The sequence below is a fragment of the Nonomuraea sp. NPDC004702 genome (genome assembly GCF_053601695.1).
The window spans coordinates 1-20599 of the sequence record NZ_JBSGCE010000012.1 but is presented as its reverse complement, the minus strand read 5'-3'; the positions used below and the strand labels follow the sequence as shown (position 1 = coordinate 20599).

General features: G+C 71.9%; 14 protein-coding genes and 1 riboswitch. All 14 genes read left to right on the top strand.

Annotated elements, in window-relative coordinates; translation table 11 throughout:
* The first annotated feature begins 68 nt into the window (after positions 1 to 68).
* Positions 69 to 392: a hypothetical protein gene (locus ACWEJ6_RS17200; RefSeq protein ID WP_358294002.1), complete on the top strand. Its 324-nt coding sequence runs from the start codon at positions 69 to 71 to the stop codon at positions 390 to 392.
* Between the two features lie 163 nt (positions 393 to 555).
* Complete coding sequence (gene metK / locus ACWEJ6_RS17195) at positions 556 to 1743, top strand: methionine adenosyltransferase (protein ID WP_352322591.1); 1188 nt, start codon at positions 556 to 558, stop codon at positions 1741 to 1743.
* 697 nt (positions 1744 to 2440) lie between these two features.
* Complete coding sequence (locus ACWEJ6_RS17190) at positions 2441 to 5239, top strand: primosomal protein N' family DNA-binding protein (RefSeq protein ID WP_452424572.1); 2799 nt, start codon at positions 2441 to 2443, stop codon at positions 5237 to 5239.
* A 49-nt stretch (positions 5240 to 5288) separates the two neighbouring features.
* Positions 5289 to 6758, top strand: coding sequence for a hypothetical protein (locus tag ACWEJ6_RS17185; RefSeq protein ID WP_387666335.1), 1470 nt, complete (start codon positions 5289 to 5291; stop codon positions 6756 to 6758).
* A 37-nt stretch (positions 6759 to 6795) separates the two neighbouring features.
* Positions 6796 to 8142, top strand: a complete 1347-nt coding sequence (locus ACWEJ6_RS17180) for a hypothetical protein (protein ID WP_452424570.1) — start codon at positions 6796 to 6798, stop codon at positions 8140 to 8142.
* 38 nt (positions 8143 to 8180) lie between these two features.
* On the top strand, positions 8181 to 8729 hold the full coding sequence (gene def / locus ACWEJ6_RS17175; protein ID WP_358293995.1) for a peptide deformylase: 549 nt from the start codon (positions 8181 to 8183) through the stop codon (positions 8727 to 8729).
* A 2-nt stretch (positions 8730 to 8731) separates the two neighbouring features.
* A complete protein-coding gene (gene fmt, locus ACWEJ6_RS17170; RefSeq protein ID WP_358293993.1) occupies positions 8732 to 9661 on the top strand; it encodes a methionyl-tRNA formyltransferase in 930 nt (309 codons plus the stop codon).
* Entirely contained in the window at positions 9648 to 11165 is a 1518-nt protein-coding gene (locus tag ACWEJ6_RS17165) for an RsmB/NOP family class I SAM-dependent RNA methyltransferase (protein WP_452424568.1), read from the top strand. Before fmt ends, ACWEJ6_RS17165 begins: the two co-directional genes overlap by 14 nt.
* 348 nt (positions 11166 to 11513) lie before the next feature.
* Complete coding sequence (gene rpe, locus ACWEJ6_RS17160; protein ID WP_397171301.1) at positions 11514 to 12167, top strand: ribulose-phosphate 3-epimerase; 654 nt, start codon at positions 11514 to 11516, stop codon at positions 12165 to 12167.
* A 1647-nt stretch (positions 12168 to 13814) separates the two neighbouring features.
* Positions 13815 to 14792, top strand: coding sequence for an ABC transporter permease (locus ACWEJ6_RS17155; protein ID WP_358293989.1), 978 nt, complete (start codon positions 13815 to 13817; stop codon positions 14790 to 14792).
* Positions 14793 to 15632, top strand: coding sequence for an ABC transporter permease (locus ACWEJ6_RS17150; protein ID WP_358293987.1), 840 nt, complete (start codon positions 14793 to 14795; stop codon positions 15630 to 15632).
* Entirely contained in the window at positions 15629 to 17698 is a 2070-nt protein-coding gene (locus ACWEJ6_RS17145) for an ABC transporter ATP-binding protein (RefSeq protein ID WP_358293985.1), read from the top strand. Before ACWEJ6_RS17150 ends, ACWEJ6_RS17145 begins: the two co-directional genes overlap by 4 nt.
* On the top strand, positions 17695 to 19404 hold the full coding sequence (locus ACWEJ6_RS17140) for an ABC transporter family substrate-binding protein (RefSeq protein ID WP_452424564.1): 1710 nt from the start codon (positions 17695 to 17697) through the stop codon (positions 19402 to 19404). Before ACWEJ6_RS17145 ends, ACWEJ6_RS17140 begins: the two co-directional genes overlap by 4 nt.
* Before the next feature lie 88 nt (positions 19405 to 19492).
* A complete protein-coding gene (locus tag ACWEJ6_RS17135) occupies positions 19493 to 20305 on the top strand; it encodes an oxygenase MpaB family protein (RefSeq protein WP_358293983.1) in 813 nt (270 codons plus the stop codon).
* Between the two features lie 77 nt (positions 20306 to 20382).
* Positions 20383 to 20513: riboswitch (FMN riboswitch) on the top strand.
* The last annotated feature ends 86 nt before the right edge of the window (positions 20514 to 20599 follow it).

Here is a 20599-nt window from a genome sequence, read left to right as displayed (position 1 = left end):
ACCGATACTTGGGGGCAAAGGGGGACGGAATGCCGGTGGGTTCCGCTGTCAGGGAACGTTGCAGGAGATTGCTGGAAGACCAGGGAGGTATCCGTTACGTCTTCCCCGCGTTGTCCGTGGGGCCGACGGGAACGGGCCACTTCCTCATCGTCGTCACCGATTCGTCCGTCTCGGTGCTCACCACCAGGACCCTCAGGAGCGACCGGCCGGTCGCGGTGTTCGCCACGTACCCGCGGCACACCAGGCTCGGCCCGATCCTGCCCGGCCCGTTCATCGAGCTCGGCACCACCGTGTTCGAGTTCGACGAGGAGTACGCGGCGGTGGTGTCCGCCGCCGACGCCGAGGTCTTCGCGCCGGAGACGCTGCCGCCGGATCCCCTTCCCGACCTGTGACCGGACACATGCCGGACACGTGGCCGGACACGTGACCGGACACGGACACGGGACGGTTTCGCGACCGGACGCCGGGTGGGGCTAGACTTCGGCGAGGCCCTGGCGTGTTCTTCCGTCCCGGGCCCAACATCCGTCAGCAGCCGCTGCATGAGGAGCCACTGAGTTGTCACGTCGCCTGTTCACCTCCGAGTCGGTCACCGAAGGCCACCCGGACAAGATCGCCGACCAGATCAGTGACGCGATTCTCGACGCCATGCTCAAGGACGACCCCAAGAGCCGGGTCGCCGTCGAGACGCTGATCACTACCGGCCAGGTCCATGTCGCAGGCGAGGTCACGACCGAGACCTACGTCGACATCCCCGGCGTCATCCGGGAGAAGATCCTGGAGATCGGCTACGACGCTTCCCACAAGGGCTTCGACGGCGCCTCCTGCGGCGTGTCGGTGTCCATCGGCGCGCAGTCGCCCGACATCGCCCAGGGTGTCGACGACGCCTACGAGCACCGCGTGGGCGGCGACGCCGACGAGCTCGACCGCCAGGGCGCCGGCGACCAGGGCCTGATGTTCGGCTACGCCTGCCGCGAGACGCCGGAGCTGATGCCGCTGCCGATCACGCTCGCGCACCGGCTCGCCCAGCGCCTGTCCGAGGTCCGCAAGACCGGCAAGGTTCCCTACCTGCGCCCCGACGGCAAGACCCAGGTCACCATCGAGTACGACGGCGACAAGCCCGTCCGCCTCGACACCGTGGTCGTCTCCACCCAGCACGCGGCCGAGATCGACCTCAAGGAGATGCTCGCCCCCGACATCAAGGAGCACGTGGTCGACCCCGTGCTCGACGGTCTGGAGATCGAGACCGAGGGCTACCGGCTGCTGGTCAACCCGACCGGCCGCTTCGAGATCGGCGGCCCGATGGGCGACGCCGGCCTGACCGGCCGCAAGATCATCATCGACACCTACGGCGGCATGGCCCGCCACGGCGGTGGCGCGTTCTCGGGCAAGGACCCGTCCAAGGTCGACCGCTCGGCGGCCTACGCGATGCGCTGGGTGGCCAAGAACGTCGTCGCGGCCGGGCTGGCCGACCGGTGCGAGGTGCAGGTCGCGTACGCGATCGGCAAGGCGCAGCCGGTGGGTCTGTTCGTGGAGTGCTTCGGCACCGAGAAGCTGCCGGTGGAGCAGATCCAGGCCGCCGTGCTGCGCGTCTTCGACCTGCGTCCGGCCGCGATCATCCGCGACCTCGACCTGCTGCGCCCGATCTACTCCGAGACCGCCGCCTACGGGCACTTCGGCCGTGAGGGCTTCTCCTGGGAGTCCACCGACCGCGCCGAGGCCCTTCGGACGGCTGCCGGTCTCTGACCTATTCGGTCTCTGAACTACTCGGATTCTGGTTTCGTGCAGGTGCCGCATTCGGCCCTTTTGGGGGTTGGGTGCGGCACTTGTCGTCGGCTGGGGTGGTTCGGTGCGGGCGTTCGCCTGGTCTCTTGAGGGCCGCAGCTCGCGGGTGGCTGCTGAACTCTTGGGGAGCGGCGGGCTTGTCGGTGGCTGCTGATCTCTTCAGGGGCGGCAGGCTCGGTAGTGACTGCTGATCTTTTGAGGAGCGGCGGGCTCGCGGGTGACTGCTGGGGTGACGCTCTCTTCTGCCGCGTCTGCGGCCCGGTGACGATCTCAGGTTGGTTTCGTGGGCGTCGGCGGTCGGCGGTCGCTGAGCGTCGAGGGCTCGTTGGCCATGATCGTTGGCCATGATCGTTGGCCGTGCTCTGTGGGCGTGCTCTGTGGGCGTCGGGGGCTCGTTGGTCTTGCCCGGTGTGGGGCGCGGTGAGGCGGCTTCTGGTGGGGGCCGCGGTTCTTTGGTGAGGGCGGGCTTGTCCGTCTTCGTGAGGCCGTTTCCGGGCGGGTCTGGCGGTGGGCGCGGTTCTGCGTGCTTGTCGCGGCTTGTGCGCTCCCCTTGTGCTGTTCGGGCTGGTGGGGGAGTGGGTGGCCGGCGGGGGCGGTGCGGGGCTGTGCGCCGGTGGTGTGGGGATGGCGGGGCGCGGGGTCTGGTAGACGTTAGTGCGTGACCCACTCCGACGACGCCCTCCTGCCGCTCGACGCCGTGCGGCCTCCTGCGTCGTCCAAGGACACCAAGGGGGCGGTGGTCGCGGCGCCCGAGCGGCCCGTCGCGCGGGTGGTCGTGGACAGCCCGCTGCCGCACCTCGACCGGCCCTTCGACTACCTGGTGCCCGCCGCCATGCACGAGGCGGCCCGGCCGGGGGTGCGGGTGCGGGTGCGGTTCGCGGGCAAGCTGATCGACGCGTTCCTGCTGGAGCGGGTGGACGAGAGCGACCATGAGGGCAAGCTGACGCCGCTCGAACGGGTGGTCTCGCCCGAGCAGGTGCTCACGCCGGAGATCGCCGGTCTGGCCCGCGCGGTGGCCGATCGTTACGCGGGTACCCTCACCGACGTCCTGCGCCTGGCCATTCCACCGCGCCACGCCAAGGCCGAGGCGGAGGTTCCGCCCCCCGCCGACCCGCCTCCCGCAGACCCGCCCCCCGCCGAATCGCCCGCCGCTGACCTGTCCACCGCCGGCTTGTCCACCGCCGGCCTGTCCACCGCTGACCGGTCCGCCACTGACCCGTCTCCCGCTGACCCGTCTTCCGTCGACTCGTCCGCCGCCTCCGCCGACCCGCCCCTCGCCGACCCGCCCCTCGCCGGCCCGCCCCTCGCCGAATCGCCCGCCGCCGATCTGGCCCCGGAGGCCGCTCCCTCCGGTGAGGCGGCGCAGAGCGCTTCCCCGGCCGTGGACCGAGCCGTCGCGAGTGCGTCTCCCGTCGCGGCCCAGGCGGCTGAGCCTGGGGCTCCGGCCGCGGCCCGAGCTGCCGGGAGCGGGGTTCCCGACATCGTCCGGGCCACCGGGAGCGAATCTGCCGCCGTCGCGGTCGCACAGGTCGGCTCGGGTGCGCCTGCCGCGATCGGGGGAGCGCGAGACGTGGGGGGCTCGTCCTTCTCCGGACGGGGGCTGGAGCCGCCGGCCCCGATGGACGGGAGGGCCGAGCAGGACGGCACCCCGCGCCGGGTCGCGACCCGACCGGCGGAGGCCCTCGCGCGCGGACGGACGGCGTCCCGTCCGGAGCACATGAACGGGACGGACACCCCCGAACGGGCGGCAGAGGGCCGCAAGAGCGCCTGGGACGCCTACCCGACCGGCCCCTCCTTCCTGGACGCCCTCCGCCACGGCCGCGCCCCCCGCGCCGTGTGGTCCGCGCTGCCCGGCGCCACGGGATGGGCCGGAGCCATGGCGGAGGCGGTGCTCGCCACCCTCGACGGCGGGCGCGGAGCGGTCCTCGTGGTGCCCGACGGCAAGGACGTCGCGCTGGCGGACGCCGAGTTCGAGCGGCTGCTCGGCCCCGGCAGGCATGTGGCGCTCACGGCCGACCTCGGACCCGCCGAGCGGTACAGGCGATGGCTGAAGGTCCTCAGAGGCCAGGTGCGCGCCGTCGTGGGCACCCGGGCCGCCATGTTCGCCCCCGTCGCGCAGCTCGGCCTGGTGGCCATCTGGGACGACGGCGACGACCTGCACGCCGAACGCCTGGCCCCCTACCCCCACGCCAGGGAGGTCCTCGGCCTGCGCGCCCACCGGACGGGCGCGGCCATGCTGATCGGCGGCTACGCGCGTACGGCCGAGGCCACCCAGCTCATCGCCGCGCGCTGGGCGAGGCCGATCGTGGCGGCCCGCACGACGATCAGGAGCCTGGCCCCGCGGGTGCGTCCCGCCGGTGAGGACGCCGAGCTGGCCAAGGACCAGGCGGCCCGGCAGGCGAGGCTGCCCAGCCTGGCCTGGCGGGCGCTGCGCCAGGGGCTGGAGAGCGGGCCGGTGCTGGTCCAGGTGCCCAGGCGCGGCTACCTGCCGGCGCTGGCCTGCCGCCACTGCCGCGCCCCGGCGCGCTGCGTCCTGCCGCCCACCAGGATCGCCCCACAGCTGGCCGCGCCGGTCCCCGGCGGCCGGCAGACGGCGGCTCTCGGCGCGGCGGAGCCGGACGCCGGAGCTCTGAGCACCCTCACGGACGCGACGGGCGGGACGCCGGAAGGTCACGGGAGCGGCGAGTCGCTGTGCCACGGGCCGCTCGCGCTCAGAGCCGGGCACGCCGCCCCCTACTGCCGCTGGTGCGGCCGGGTGGACGCCGACTGGCGGTGCCCGTCCTGCGGCAGCCCCCGGCTGCGGGCGGTCGTCACCGGGGCCCGGCGCACCGCCGAAGAGCTGGGGCGAGCCTTCCCGTCGGTGCAGGTGCGCACCTCGGGCCGCGACGGCGTGCTGGCCGGCGTGCCCGCCACGCGCGCCCTCGTGGTCGCCACGCCCGGCGCCGAGCCGGTGGCCGAGGGCGGCTACGCGGCGGCGGTGCTGCTCGACGGATGGGCGCTGCTCGGCCGGGCCGACCTGCGGGCGGGGGAGGAGACGCTGCGCCGGTGGATGAACGCCGCCGCGCTGCTGCGGCCCTCCGCCGAGCTGGTGGTGCTCGGGGACGCCGGGCTGCCGTCCGTGCAGGCGCTGCTGCGGTGGGACCCGATCACGCACGCCGAGCGCGAACTGGGCGACCGGGCCGAGCTCGGGTTCCCGCCCGCCGTGCGGATGGCGACGCTGACGGGTTCGGCGAGCGCCGTCCGGCAGATGCTGGACGAGGTGCGCCTCCCGCCGGATGCCCAGGTGCTGGGCCCGGTCCCGGTCGACGAGTCGGGCCTGGAACGGGCCATGATCCGGGTACGCCGCGGCGGCGGGGCGGCGTTGTCGGCCGCGCTCAAGGGGGCCAGTGGGGTGCGTGCGGCGCGTAAGACACCAGATGTCGTGAGGGTGAGTGTCGACCCACTCGACCTGATTTAGACCGTTTCCCCGATTCGCTCATCTGTTGGTCAGCCGTTAGCGTGCCCCTGTGTCGATCGAATGGGTGAACCAGGCCATCGACGACCTGCGCGCATGGGGGCGCGCGCGGGAAGTCGAAGTGGACGCGGACGAGGTCCGCCTGCTCTGCGACTACGCCAGCGACTATCTCAACGTCAACGAACTGCGCGACTTCACGCCGGAGACCTTCGACGAGCTGCTGCTGTCCATCTACCCGCGCAAGGTCATCGCGCCGCCCGAGAGCGCGCCCGAGACCGTGGCGGCCGCTCGCACGCTGGTGGACTACCTCGGCGAGGCCGGTCACGCCAGCCCGGCCACCGTGGCCGGCATGCGGGCCCGGCTCGACGACATCGGCCCCCGCATGCCCGAGGCGCTGGCCGACCCGGCCAACTTCGGCATGGCCAAGAGCCTGTTCAGCTCGATCGGGCCCGAATCGCTCGAACAGGCGGTGCCGATCCCGTCCGGGGAGCTGCCCGACCTGGGCGAGGCGCCGTGCGACTGTCCGGGCTGCACCCCGCTGCCCGCCGTCCGGCTGGCCTCGGAGGAGGAGCTGACCGAGGCGCTGCGGACCGTTCCGAAGCTGGCCGGCGGCCCCCCACCGGGCGACGGCGAGCCGCTGGACGCCTGGGCCGAGACCGTGGCCCGGCTCCTGGAGGACGACACCGGCGGCGAGATCACCGGCCACGCCGAGCTCGACGAGGGCCTCTACGACCTGTTCGACATGCTCTACCGACTCCAGACGCCGGTGCCGCTCCAGGTCGTCGCCGACTACCTGGAGGAGGTCTCGGGCGAGGGCGGCATCGACGTGGCCGGGGCGCTCGACCGGCTGGCCGGGTGGGGCATGGTCCGCCTCGACGGCGAGGCGGCCGAGCTGACGCCGCTGGCGGTCTGGGGGCTGCGCGAGCACTACCTCTCGCTCGGCCTCGACGCCCCGGTCGCCCCCGACCTGGGCGAGGCCGACGCGCGCGGCCTCATCGAGGGGCTGCTCGAAGGGCTGCCCGCCGAGCTGGCCGAGCAGGACATCTCCCGCTGGCTGTCCGGCCGCGCGCCGGGCGAGGCCGCGGCCGAGCTGCTGACCGCCGCCTCCGGCGCGCCCGCCGTGGCCCGCGGCATCGCGATCACCATCGTCGACCGGCTGGGCGCCGAGGCCGAGCCGCAGGTGCGCGACCACCTCGACGACCAGGAGTTGCGCCCGCACGTCATACACTGGCTGGCCGCACGTGGTCTCGGCGCGCCGCCGCTCACCCAGGACGAACTGCTGTGGGTCAGCGTCGACATGCTCGCCCTGGCGATGCCCGCCGCGCGGGAGGATCCGGAGATCTTCGCCGAGAACATGGCGGCGTCCGGTCCGCCGGCCCATCTGATCGAGGAGATGTGGCGGGTCGACCACCCCGACGTCGTCGAGGTTCTGGAGCTGCTCGGACGCTCCATCCCCGACGACACGGTGGCCAAGGCGGCGCGCAAGGCGGCGTTCAAGGCGCGCTCCCGGGCCATCCGTTGAGTACGTCCTTGTGACTGCTGTGCAGTAAGTTTCCTGGGTGGCAAACAATGTCTTCGACCTCGCCGAGCTGCGCAAGCTGATCGATGAGCAGGCCGCCGTGCCTCCACGGCCACCTGAGGAGACCTCCGTGGAGCACGAGGCGCTGACCTTCCCGCCCGTCCTGCTGGCGAGCGACGCCGAGCTGGCCCGCGCGGTGCCCGCGGTGCCGCTCGTCGCCGACGCCATCCGCCTGACCGCCTGGACGGGCAGCCGCGAGGTGGGCGCCGACGGCATGCTCAGCGAGTCCGACGCCAGGGCCGCCGCGGAAGAGCTGGGGCTCCAGGAGTCGCGGCTGCGGCTCATCTGGATCGTCGCGGTCAACACCGGCCTGCTGCGCATCCTCGGCGGCCGGGCCTCCCGCGGCCCGCTGTCGATGCAGCTCACGGTCGAGGCCACGCTGGAGTTCTGGGACGGCGTGGTGATGGACGTCCTCGACCGCGCCGATGAGGGCCTGACCGGCTCCTCCGTGGTCGACGACCACCTGGCCGAGATGCTGGCCACGATCTACTCGGTGCGCTCCGGCGTCGCCGTGGGCAACCTGGCGAGGGGCATCCTGCAGTCGCACGAGGTCGCCTGCGCGCCCGGCCCGGTCGAGATGCGCAGGCTGGCCGCCGCGCTGCCGGCCGAGCTGCTGGAGGCGGTCTCGCTGCTGGCGTACTGCGGGCTGGTGGAGCAGACCGAGGCCGGGCGCACGGCGCTCACCCCGCTCGGGGTCTGGGCAGTCCGGCGCGACCTGCTGCGCGAGGGCCACGACGCGCCCACCGCCGCCGAGGTGCAGGTCTTCGCCGACCTGTCGGCCGCCGAGCTGGTCGAGGCGCTGGTGAAGGGCACCGCCACGCAGAGCGCCGTGGCGGGCTGGCTGGAGCGGCGGCCCCCCGAGGCGGCCGCCCGCGAGCTGATCGAGATCGCCGCCTCCGGCACCGCCGGGCAGCGCGGCGCGGTCGGCGCGATCCTGGAGGAGCTGGGCCCCGAGGCCGAGCAGCCCGTGCGGCAGGCGCTCGACCACCCGCTCATGCGCCGCTACGCCGCCTCCTGGCTGCACATCCGCGACCTGGATGCCCCGCCGCTCAGCCCCGAGGACCACACCTGGATCGCGGTCGACAACCTCGCCGCGCTCATGCACCTGTCCGGTCCGGCCGCGGGCCGCCTCGACATGCCCGAGCCCGGCGAAGACCTGATCAAGCTCGTGGGCGAGATGCCCGCGGTCGGCCACCCCGACACGCTGGCCGTGCTCGACATGCTCGCCGGCTCCCACGACGACCGGGCGGTGGCCAAGGCGGCGCGCAAGGCCGCGATGAAGGCCCGCTCCCTGCGCCACGACCGGCCGCCGGCCCACCGCCGGTAAACTGGGCTGATCCACGTTCGAGAACAGGAGTGAGCCCCTTGGCGATCCAGTCGATCCGGCTGTTCGGAGATCCGGTGCTGCGCACCCCGGCGGCCCCGGTCGTCGACTTCGACAAGGAGCTCCGCAAGCTGGTCAAGGACCTCACCGACACGATGATGGACGCCCCGGGCGCGGGCCTGGCGGCCCCGCAGATCGGCGTCGGCCTGCGGGTGTTCACCTACTACGTCGACGACCAGCTCGGCCACCTCATCAACCCCGACCTCGACCTGTCGGCCGACCTCGACGAGGAGGGCGAGGAGGGCTGCCTGTCCTTCCCCGGCCTGTCCTACCCGACGCCGCGCGCCGTCCGCGCCGTGGCCAAGGGCTTCGACATGCACGGCGAGCCGGTCACGCTGGAGGGCACCGACCTGATGGCCCGCTGCTTCCAGCACGAGACCGACCACCTCGACGGCATCCTGTTCATCGACCGCATGGACCCCAAACAGCGCAAGCTGGCCATGAAGGCGATCCGCGAGGCCGAGTGGAGCGGCCTGTCCGCCCCCGTGATCAAGATGTCGCCGCACGCCACCGGCGGAAGGGCGCTCTGACGATGCGGCTGGTCTTCGCGGGCACACCCGAGACGGCGCTGCCGTCGCTGCGCATGCTGATCGACTCGCCGCGGCACGAGGTCGTGGCCGTCATCACCCGTCCCGACGCCCAGTCAGGGCGGGGGCGCAAGGTCCACCCCTCGCCGGTGGCCGAGCTCGCGGAGGAGGCCGGCATCGAGGTGCTGCGCCCGGCCAAGGTCGGCGACCCCGCCTTCCTCGACACGCTGCGCGCGCTGGAGCCCGACTGCTGCCCGGTGGTGGCCTACGGCGCGCTGTTGCCGCAGTCGGCCCTCGACGTGCCCCGCCACGGCTGGATCAACCTGCACTTCTCGGTCCTGCCGGCCTGGCGCGGCGCGGCGCCCGTCCAGCACGCGGTGCTGCACGGCGACGAGATCACCGGCGCCACGACGTTCCAGATCGTCAAGGAGCTCGACGCGGGCCCGGTCTACGGCGTCGTCACCGAGGAGATCCTGACCCACGACACCAGCGGCTCCCTTCTCGAACGCCTGTCGGTCTCCGGCGCCGGCCTGCTGGCCGCCACGCTCGACGGCGTCGAGGACGGCGCGCTGGAGGCCCGTCCCCAGCCGCTCGACGGCGTGACGATCGCACCCAAGATCAACGTCGCCGACGCGCGGGTCGACTGGTCCAAGCCCGCCATGCGGGTCGACCGCCTGATCCGCGCCTGCACCCCCGGCCCGGGGGCGTGGAGCGAGTTCAGGGGCCAGCGGGTGAAGCTCGGCCCGGCGAAGGTCGCCGTCCAGGCCGACCGGCTCGCGCCCGGCCGGATCCTGGCCACGAAGAGCCACGTGCTCGTCGGCACCGCCACCGACCCGGTCGAGCTGGGCGAGGTGCAGCCGCAGGGCAAGCGGGCGATGGGGGCGGTCGAATGGGCGCGCGGCGTCCGGCTTGCGAGTGACGATGCCTTCGCGTGAACCCCGCCGGTCGCCGGCCGGCTCCACGGGCACCAGGCCCCGCGGGACGAACCGCCCGCGCCGCCCCGCCCGCGACCATGCCCGCAACGCCGCCTTCGACCTCCTGCGGGCCGTCGACGAGCGCGACGCCTACGCCAACCTGCTCCTGCCGCGCCTGCTGCGCGAGCGCGACATCCGCGGGCGTGACGCGGCGCTGGCCACCGAGCTGGCCTACGGCACGCTGCGCGGCCTCGGCACCTACGACGCGATCATCGAGATGTGCAGCGACCGGGCGCCCGACCCGGCCGTGCGCGACGCCCTGCGGCTGGGGGCCCACCAGCTCCTGCGCATGCGCGTCCCGCCGCACGCCGCCGTCGGCACCACCGTCGATCTCGTACGCCTGCGCATCGGCCAGGGCGCGGCCAAGTTCGTCAACGCGGTGCTGCGCAAGATCGGCTCGCGCGAGCTGGAGGACTGGATCCCCATCGTCGCGCCCGACTCCGACCAGGACCCGGTCGGCCATCTGGCCGTCGCCTACGGGCATCCCCGGTGGATCGTCTCGGCCTTCCGTGACGCGCTGGGCGGCGGCGGGGAGCTGGCCGACCTGCTCGACGCCGACAACGTCCGGCCGCTGGTGACGCTGGTCGCCCGGCCGGGGCGCAGCTCCGTGGCCGAGCTGGCCGAGTCCGGGGCCGCGCCCGGCCGTTACTCGCCGTACGCGGCCTACCTGCCTGAGGGCGACCCCGGGCAGATCGAGGCCGTGGCCGAGACCCGCGCGGCCGTCCAGGACGAGGCCAGCCAGCTCGTGGCGCTCGCCCTGACCCGCGTGCCGCTCGACGGCGAGGACGAGCTCTGGCTCGACATGTGCGCCGGGCCGGGCGGCAAGGCGGGCCTGCTCGACGCCGTCGCCACGTACGGTGACCTGGCGGGCCTCGACGGCGAGCGCCGTCCGGGCGACGGCGACGCGGCGAGCGACGGCGACGCGGCGAGCGGTGGCGGTGTGGCGAGCGGCGGCCCTGTGGCGTTCCCCGGTGGGGCGCGGGTGCTGGCCGCCGACGTGCAGTACCACCGGGCGCGGCTGGTCTGGCAGACCACCAGGACCGCCTCGGTCGTCACCGCCGACGGCACCGAACCCGCCTGGCGGCCCGGGGTGTTCGACCGGGTCATGCTCGACGCCCCCTGCACGGGGCTGGGCGCGCTGCGGCGGCGTCCGGAGGCCCGGTGGCGGCGCGACCCGGCCAGCATCGCCGAGCTGGGCGCGTTGCAGCGGCGGCTGCTCGGCACGGCCCTCGACGCCGTGCGCCCCGGTGGGGTGGTGGCGTACGTGACCTGCTCGCCGCACTTGGCCGAGACGCGCGTCGTGGTCGGCGACGTCATGGGGCGCAGGGGTGATGTGGAGCAGCTCGACGCGCGCGACTACCTGCCGGAGGTCGACGGGCTCGGCGACGGGCCGTACGCGCAGTTCTGGCCCCACCGCCATGGCACCGACGCCATGTTCCTCGCCCTCCTCCGCAAACGCCCCTGACCCCGCCCACCCCTCGCCCGCGAGCTGGGCGACTGCGTGGTGGGCGCCTGCGGTGAGCATCTGCGTGCTGGGTGTCTGCGTGCTGGACGCGCGCGTCCCGGACCCGCCTGCTGGACCGCCGCGTGCCGGGCGCGTCGCTGGGCGCCCGGCCGCCCCTCGCCTGTGTGCTGGGCGTCCGCGTGCTGGGCGCCTGTGCTGGGCGTCTGCGTGCTGGACTCCCGCGTGCCGGGCGCTCACGCGTTGGGCGCCCGGCCGCTCCTCTCCCGTCCCTTGCCCGTGTGGAGGCGGGGGTGGCGTGGTGGGAGGGGGCGTCGAGGGGGAGCGGAGCGTTCAATAGACTGGCGCATCATGGCCGTACAGATCTCGCCCAGCATCCTCGCCGCCGACTTCGCGCGGCTGGCCGACGAGGCCGCCGCCGTGCCGAACGCCGACTGGCTGCACGTGGATGTCATGGACTACCACTTCGTGCCCAATCTCACCCTCGGGCTGCCCGTGGTGGAGTCCCTGCGCAAAGCCACCCAGACGCCCCTCGACTGCCACCTCATGATCGCCGACCCCGACCGCTGGGCCCCCCAGTACGCCGAGGCCGGGGCGGGCAGCGTGACCATCCACGCGGAGGCGTCCAAGGCGCCGGTGCGGACGTTGCGCGAGATCCGGTCGCTCGGCGCCAGGGCGGGTCTCGCGCTCAACCCGGCCACGGCGGTGGAGCCGTTCGAGGGGCTGTTCGGTGAGATCGACATGCTGCTGCTGATGACGGTCGAGCCCGGGTTCGGGGGGCAGAAGTTCCTCGACATGGTGCTGCCGAAGGTGCGGGCGGCGCGGGCGATGATCGAGCGGCACGGCGGGTCGGTCTGGCTGCAGGTCGACGGGGGTGTGACGGCCGAGACGATCGAGCGCTGCGCGGAGGCGGGCGCTGACGTGTTCGTGGCCGGCAGCGCGGTCTACGGGGCCGACGACCCGGTGGCCGCCATCGACGCCCTCCGCGCCGCCGCCACCCGCTGACCCTCCCTCGGCACTCGCCCAAGGTTCCCCGGCACTAGCCTGACGTTCCCGGGCACTAGCCTGACGTTCCCGGGCACTAGCTTGACGTTCCCGGGCACTTGCCGACCGTTCCCGCCGCCCGCTGACCCTTCCCCGTCTACCGCTGCCCCTTCCCGCCACGGGCGTGCCCCGCGCGCTCCCGTGGCCCTTCCGCCCCTCAGCGAGGTGTGGCCGGCGGCAGGGGCGTGTGCTTCCTTCGCCTCACCACGAGGCGTGCGCCGCACTGGGCGGAACCCCGCGACGCCCGCCAGGCACTCCCGCGGCCTCTCCGCGAGGCCCGCACCACAGTCCTGCCGCCGCGCCTCGGACCACTGGGGTCCGGGCCCGCTCGGGGCGCGCGCGCCCACCGGGGCACGCGCTCACTGAAGCTGCGGGCCAGAGGAGTTGCATGCCCACTGGGGTGCAGGCCCACCAGGAGTGCAGGCGGGTTCGGGGTGCAGGTCCACTCGGTGGTAGGCCCGCTCGGGTGCAGGCCGGCCCAGGAAGGCGCAGGCCCACTTGAGGTGCAGGGCCGCCCGGAGGTGCGGGCCCCACTGGGGAGTCCAGGAGCTCGGGTGCAGGTCCGCTCGTGCAGGCCCGCTCGGGGGGCAGGTCCGCTCGGAGGGTAGGCCCGCCCGGGGTGCAGGCTCAGGGGAGTGCAGGCGCTCTAGGGGGCCTCACCGGGGGGGCAGGCCGGCTCGTGCAGGTTCGCTCGGAGGGTAGGCCCGCCCGGGGTGCAGGGCTCAGGGGAGTGCAGGTGCTCTGGGGGGCCTCACCAGGGGTGCAGACCCGCTCGGGTGCGGATCGGCCCAGGAAGGCGCAGGCCCATTTGAGGGTGTGCAGGGCCGCCCGGGGTGTAGGCCCCCTGGGGAGTGCAGGAGCTTGGGGTGCCGGTCCGCTGGGGGCGCAGGTTCGCTCGGGGGTGGAGGTCCGCTCGGGGTGTGGATCCGCTCGGGGGTGAAGGCTCGCTCGGGGTGTGGGTCCGCTCAGGGGGGCGGGGCCAGGGGAGTGCAGGCCCGCTTGGGGGTGGAGGTCCGCTCGGGGCGAGCCCATTCCGAGGTGCGGGGCTCGCTGAGGGGTGTGGGCCTGCTGGAGGGGCGGGAGCCGCTGGGGGCGGGTCCGGTCTGGGGCGGAGGGGCCGGAAGCCGGGGTGGTGAGCGGAGCGTGAGCGTGGGGGGATCGTCCCGGGGACGCCTTCGGGGCGGGCGGCAGCGTGCCCTCGGACCGACCCGCCTCGGCCACCCGCCTGAGATCAAAAGCCGCGACATCGCGAAATATCAATCCCCAGCCTATTGATCAGTATGACGTGCGTCACTTCGGGATTGGGTTATTTTTTGTCAGGATTCTGTGACATACGCCGATCCGATAGCGCGCGTTACCGATCTTGGTAGGGCACGTTTCCCCAGGTCAACACCCCTGTAGAGCGGTGATCGACGAGGAGCCGCCACCGTGCTTAGTGACCCTACCGTTATGTCGAACTATTGCTGACTGTGATGTTTGGCTAGATATCCTGCGTTTTGATCGCCGTTCCGCGTCATGACTTTTCGCGGCGTAAGACGGTCTTTTTCCATTGCGGGGGTCTTCTCCTACCGGGGTTTCCGGGCCCTCGTTCAGTGCGAACGGAGGGTAATGGGCAAGTACCTGCTCCGCAGGTTGGCGATCAATCTGATCTTGGTCGCGATCGCGGCCAGCTTGGCTTACATGCTCGCCGCGACGACCATGAACCCCCGCGGCGCGTATGAAGGCCGCCAGCCTCCTGTCGCCGAGGAAGTCATCGACGCCACCCTCGACAGCTACAACCTCAACGACAAGACGCCCGTCCTGGAGCGCTACGCGACCTGGGCCAAGGGCGTCGTCACGGGTGACTTCGGCAAGACCTGGAACGGCGGTTCGGTCAACGACGAGATGGGCCGGCGGATCTTCGTCAGCCTCCGGCTGCTGCTGGTGGGCACGATCCTCGGGTTCGTCTTCGGAGTGGCGCTCGGCGCCCTGTCGGCGATCAAGCAATACCGGGTGACCGACCGGGTGATCGGCGTCGGCTCGTTCGTGATCATGGCGATTCCGGTGTTCGTGCTGGCCACGCTGCTGGCGATCAGCGCCTACAACCTCAACCGCGGCCTCGGCTTCACGTTGATCGAGTTCACCGGCGAGTACAACCCCAAGCTGTCCGGCTGGGACCAGTTCACCAACCGGCTGAACCACCTGATCCTGCCGACCATCTCGCTCAGCCTGGGCTCGATCGCCTTCTACAGCCGCATCCAGCGCAACATGATGCTGGACGTGCTCGGCCAGGACTTCGTCCGCACCGCCATGGCCAAGGGCCTGCGGCGCAGGACGGCCCTGATCAAGCACGCGCTGCGCACCGCGCTGATTCCCGCGGCCACGTACTTCGCCTTCGCCTTCGGCACGATGCTCACCGGCGCCACCTTCACCGAGAAGATCTTCGCCTGGAACGGCATGGGCGCCTGGCTGGTCGACTCGATCAACCAGAACGACGTGAACTCGGTGGCCGCGGTCAGCATGTTCGCCTCCGTCTGCGTCCTGTTCGCCGGCTTCCTGTCGGACCTGCTGGTGGCGGCCCTCGACCCTCGAGTGCGGGTGAGCTAAGTGCGTTCCAAGGTTGTTCTCGGGCGGATGCTGCGCAACCGGCAGGCCCGCTACGGCTTCATCGCCCTCGTGCTGCTGGTGGCGCTGGCCTACATCGGCCCCCTGTTCGGCGCCTACGACTGGACGGACAAGGACTTCCTCGCCTTCCTGTCGGCCCCGTCGTCCGACCACTGGTGGGGCACCACCACGATCGGCCAGGACATGTACGCCGTCACCCTGCGCGGCATGCAGAAGTCGATCATCATCGGCCTGCTCGTGGCGCTCATCTCGACCGGCCTGGCCGCCATTGTCGGCGCCTTCGCCGGGTACTTCGGCGGATGGGTGGACCGCGTCCTCATGTGGGGCGTGGACCTGCTCCTCGTCCTGCCCAGCTTCCTGATCATCGCGATCGCCTCGCCGCGCCTGCGCGGCGCCTCCTGGCTCTGGTTCGTGGTCCTGCTGGCGGCGTTCGCCTGGATGATCACCTCCAGGGTGGTGCGCAGCATGACGCTCTCGCTCCGTGAGCGCGAGTACGTGCAGGCGGCCGTCTACATGGGCATCCCCCGCTGGAAGATCATTTTCCGGCACATCGTGCCGAACCTGTCCTCCTTGCTGATCATCGACGCCACCCTCAACGTGAGTGGCGCGGTCATCGGCGAGGCCGCGCTGTCCTTCTTCGGCTTCGGCATCCAGCCGCCCGACGTCTCGCTCGGCACGCTGATCGCCGAGGGCTCCCGCAACGCCACCGGCTACCCCTGGCTGTTCGCCTTCCCCGCCGGGCTCCTGGTGCTGCTGGTCCTGAGCATCAACCTCATCGGAGACGGCCTGCGCGACGCACTCGACCCGGGGAGCAACTCATGAGCATCCTGGAGGTTCAAGACCTCACCGTGACGTTCCCGGGCGGCATCGAGGCCGTGCGCGGCGTCAGCTACGAGGTCGCCCGCGGCGAGGTCCTGGGCATCGTGGGCGAGTCCGGTTCGGGCAAGTCCGTCACATCCCTGGCGATCATGGGCCTGCTGCCGCGCGCCGCCCAGATCAGCGGCTCGGTCAAGCTCCACGGCCAGGAGCTGATCGGGATGAAGGAAGACGACCTGGTCAAGGTCCGCGGCAAGTCGATGAGCATGATCTTCCAGGATCCGCTGTCGGCCTTCACGCCCGTCTACACGATCGGCGACCAGATCTCCGAGGCGCTGCGCGTCCACCAGAAGCTGGGCAAGGACAAGGCCGCCAAGCGCGCCGTCGAACTGCTCGACCTGGTCGGCATCCCGCACCCGGACGTGCGGGCCAAGGCGTTCCCGCACGAGTTCTCCGGCGGCATGCGCCAGCGCGCGATGATCGCGATGGCCATCGCCAACGACCCCGACCTGCTGATCTGCGACGAGCCGACCACCGCGCTCGACGTGACCATCCAGGCCCAGGTGCTGGAGGTGCTCAAGACCGCCCAGCGCGAGACGGGCGCCGGCATCGTCATGATCACGCACGACCTGGGCGTCGTCGCGGGCATGGCCGACCGGGTGCTGGTCATGTACGCCGGCAAGCCGGTCGAGCAGGGCAACGTCGACGACATCTACTACCGGCCGCGGATGCCGTACACGATGGGACTGCTCGCCTCGATCCCCAGGATCGACGGCGAGGAGGGGCCGCTGGTGCCGATCGAGGGCAACCCGCCCTCCCCGGCGGCGCTGCCGCCGGGCTGCCCGTTCGCGCCGCGCTGCCCGATGAAGATCGACTCGTGCGACGACGAGGAGCCCCCGCTCACCGACGTCGGCGGCGGCAGGCACGTCGCCTGCATCCGCTCCCGCGAGATCGAGTACAAGGGCCTGACCGGCACGGACGTGTTCCCGGTCCCGGTCATCCCGGTCAGCGAGGTGGTCCGCGTGCCGCGCGAGCAGCGCGCGACCGTGCTGGAGCTGGACAACCTCATCCGGCACTACCCGCTGATGAAGGGCGCGGTGTTCAAGCGCCGCGTCGGCACCGTGCACGCCGTGGACGGCATCAGCTTCGACATCGCCGAGGGCGAGACGCTGGCCCTGGTCGGCGAGTCGGGCTGCGGCAAGACCACGACCCTGCAGCAGATCATGCAGCTCGCCCCGCCGCAGAGCGGCCGGATCGTCGTGCTCGGCCAGGACAGCGCCAAGCTCGGCCCGTCCGGGCGCAAGGCGCTCAGGGGCGACCTGCAGATCGTCTTCCAGGACCCGATGGCGGCGCTCGACCCGCGCATGCCGGTCGGCGACATCATCGCCGAGCCGCTGCGCGCCCACGGGCGCAAGAACGTCAAGCAGCGGGTCGCCGAGCTGCTCGAACTGGTGGGGCTGGCGCCCGAGTACGCCGAGCGCTACCCGCAGAGCTTCTCCGGCGGCCAGCGCCAGCGCATCGGCATCGCCCGCGCCCTGGCCCTGGAGCCCAAGCTGCTCGTCCTGGACGAGCCGGTCTCGGCACTGGACGTGTCCATCCAGGCCGGCGTGATCAACCTGCTGGACGAGCTGAAGAACACCCTGGGGCTGTCGTACCTGTTCGTGGCGCACGACCTGGCCGTGGTCCGGCATCTGGCCGACCGCGTCGCGGTCATGTACCTCGGCAGGATCGCCGAGATCGGCACGGTCGAGGAGGTCTACGACCGCCCCGCGCACCCCTACACGCAGGCGCTGCTGTCAGCGATCCCGCTGCCCGACCCCGAGATGGAGCGCACGCGCAAGCGGATCCTGCTCGAAGGCGACCTGCCCAGCCCGGCCGACCCGCCATCGGGTTGCCGGTTCCGCACGCGCTGCCCCAAGTTCGCCCTCCTCACCGAGGCCGAACGCCGGCGCTGCGTGGACGAAGAGCCCTCGGTTGCCCGGCTCGCGACCGCCGTGGACCACGGCGCCGCCTGCCACTACGCGGAGGAAGTCGAGGTCATCACGGCCTCGGACGATCAGGAGGAAAAGTGAAGGTTCGTTACCGGGCGGCGGCGGGAATCGCCGTCCTCGCCATGGCCGCGGCGGCTTGTGGCGGTGGTGGCGGCGAGGCCAAGAAGCCGAGCGCCGAGCAGTCGCAGCAGGCTCAGCAGCAGATGTCGCAGACCCCTGGCATCGCGATCAACCCCGTCCCGTACGAGCAGGTCAAGGACGGCGGCACGCTCACCCTCTCGGTCGGCCAGTGGCCGAGCCAGTGGAACGGCAACCACGTCGACGGCAACCAGCGCGACACGGCGGACATGCTGGACTCGCTGATGCCGCAGCTGATGGTCGCCGACTCCGAGGCCAACTTCAAGGCGAACCCCGACTACCTCACCGACGTCAAGATGGACCTGTCGTCGGGCAAGCAGGTCGTCACCTACACGCTGAACGAGAAGGCCCAGTGGTCGGACGGCACGCCGATCACCTGGAAGGACCTCGAGGCGGCGTGGAAGGCCAACAGCGGCAAGGACAAGAAGTTCAAGCCGGCCTCCACCGACGGCTGGGACCGCATCGAGTCGGTCACCAAGGGTGACAGCGACAAGGTCGCCGTCGTGACGTACGGCAAGAACTACCCCGAGTGGATGGGGCAGTTCTCCCGCTCGCCGCACCTGTACCCGGCCTCCCACATGGAGACCCCGGAGAAGTACGAGAAGGACTACCTGCAGAAGATCCCGGTCACCGCCGGGCCCTTCAAGGTCGAGAGCATCAACGAGGGCACCAAGACCCTGACCGTGGTGCGCGACGACAAGTGGTGGGGCCGCAAGGCCAAGCTCGACAAGGTCATCTTCCGTACCATCGAGACGCCCGCCGCGCAGGTCAACGCCTTCGCCAACGGCGAGCTCGACGCGGTGGAGATCCCGCCGGGCAGCCCGGCCGACCTCAAGCGCGCCAAGGAGGTCCCGAACGTCGACGTCCGCAAGGCGCTCAGCCCGAACTGGCGGCACATCACCGTCAACAACCAGAGCGAGTTCCTGAAGGACAAGTCGGTCCGCCAGGCCGTCGCGTACGCGATCAACCGTGACGTGATCACGCAGTCCGACCTCAAGGACATGGACTGGCCGCTGCAGACGCTGGGCAACCACGTCTTCATGAACAACCACAAGGCGTACGTCGACAACTCCGGCGAGCTGGGCAAGTACAACCTGCCCAAGGCCAAGGAGCTGCTCGACGCGGCCGGCTGGAAGCAGGAGGGCGACGTCCGCAAGAAGGACGGCAAGGAGTTCTCGCTGAACTTCGTCGTCCCGGCGGGCCTGCCGTACGCCAAGACCGAGGGCGAGCTCACCCAGGCCATGCTCAAGGAGGCCGGGATCAAGCTGACGATCCGCCCGGTCCCCGATGACAAGTTCTTCACCGACTACATCATCAAGGGCGACTTCGACCTGGTGCCGTTCTCCTGGATCGGCACGCCGCTGCCTCTCGGCGGCCTGCCGCAGATCTACAAGACCGGCTCCGAGTCGAACTTCCCCAAGGGCAGCGACCCGGCGCTGGACGCCGCGATCGACGCCGCGGTCAGCGAGATGGACCCGACCAAGGCCTACGAGCTGGCCAACGCGGCCGACAAGCTGATCTGGGACCAGGTGCACACCATCCCGCTGTACCAGCGTCCTGACATCCAGGCCACCAAGAAGACGCTGGCCAACTACGGCGCCTTCGGCTACCAGGCCGCCGACTACACGGCGATCGGCTTCACCGGCTGATCTCCGTAGCCTCGACGAAAGCCCCCGGCCGGTTCCCGGCCGGGGGTTTTTGGCATGCTTTGTCGCCCCACTGGGTAACTGTTCACTTATGGACGACGACTATGGGATCTTCGGCCCCGAGTCGGTGACCTGGCGGGTGATGGGGGAGCCGATCCAGCTCGTCGGCGGCTTCCGCGCGCTGCTGATGCAGGGGCTGCACCCCAGGGCGATGCGCGGCGTGCTGCAGAACTCGGCGCTGCTCGACCCGGCCGAGGCGTGGTCGCGCTTCCTGCGGACCAGCGAGTTCGTCCGGGTGCGCACGTACGGCACGCGCGCGGAGGTGGAGCGGGCCGGCCGCCGGGTGCGCAAGATCCACGCCACGCTGACCGCCCGCGACCCCGACACCGGCGAGACCTACCACCTCGACGACCCCGAGGCGCTGCGCTGGGTGCACGTCGGCGAGGTCGACTCCTACCTGACGGTGGCCCGCCGCGCCGGCGTGCGGCTGTCCGACGCCGACGCCGACCGGTTCGTCGCCGAGTGGCGGCGCGCCGCCGAGGTCGTGGGCCTGGACGGGGACGACGTGCCGGGCTCGGTGGCCGAGCTGCGCGCCTACATCGACGGCCGGCGTCCGGGGCTGCGGCTGGTGCCCGAGGCGGCCCATCCGCTGCGGCTGTCGCTGCACACGCCGCTGCCCGGCGCGCTGTCCGCGCTGCGGCCCGCCGTGCCCGCGCTGACCGTGCTGGCCCTGGCCACGCTGCCGCGCTGGGCCCGCCGCCTGTACGGCCTGCCCGCCACGCCGGTCGGCGACCTGTGGGCCTCGGCCACGCTGCGCGCCCTGCACACCGGCATCGGCCTCGTCCCCGAGCAGGTCCGCTACGCGCCCTCGGCCCGCCGGGCCCGCAAGTTGATGGCCGCCTGAGCGAGCGCTTGTTCAAATAGCACGGGGGCGGTCGCGCTTTCCGTAATCGGCATGGCAAACTGGTACAAGAAGAGAGCTAGCGTGCTCCGGGGTCGGTGAAAGTCCGAACCGGCGGTTACAGTCCGCGACCCGGCCGATGCCATCGGCCGGTTGACCTGGTGAAATTCCAGGACCGACGGTTAAAGTCCGGATGGGAGGAAGCGCGCGAGGTGTCCGGCGTCCCAGCCGGGCGCCTGACGTGGTGCCGTGCCGGCACCCGAAAACCCCCCGGGGCCCGCCGTGGCTTGAAGCTAC

What these genes read in the sequence shown, in the direction of transcription:
- fmt (WP_358293993.1), top strand. Translation starts at nt 8,732, where the DNA reads ATGCGGCTGGTCTTCGCGGGCACACCCGAGACGGCGCTGCCGTCGCTG.
- ACWEJ6_RS17165 (WP_452424568.1), top strand. Translation starts at nt 9,648, where the DNA reads ATGCCTTCGCGTGAACCCCGCCGGTCGCCGGCCGGCTCCACGGGCACC.
- rpe (WP_397171301.1), top strand. Translation starts at nt 11,514, where the DNA reads ATGGCCGTACAGATCTCGCCCAGCATCCTCGCCGCCGACTTCGCGCGG.
- ACWEJ6_RS17155 (WP_358293989.1), top strand. Translation starts at nt 13,815, where the DNA reads ATGGGCAAGTACCTGCTCCGCAGGTTGGCGATCAATCTGATCTTGGTC.
- ACWEJ6_RS17145 (WP_358293985.1), top strand. Translation starts at nt 15,629, where the DNA reads ATGAGCATCCTGGAGGTTCAAGACCTCACCGTGACGTTCCCGGGCGGC.
- ACWEJ6_RS17135 (WP_358293983.1), top strand. Translation starts at nt 19,493, where the DNA reads ATGGACGACGACTATGGGATCTTCGGCCCCGAGTCGGTGACCTGGCGG.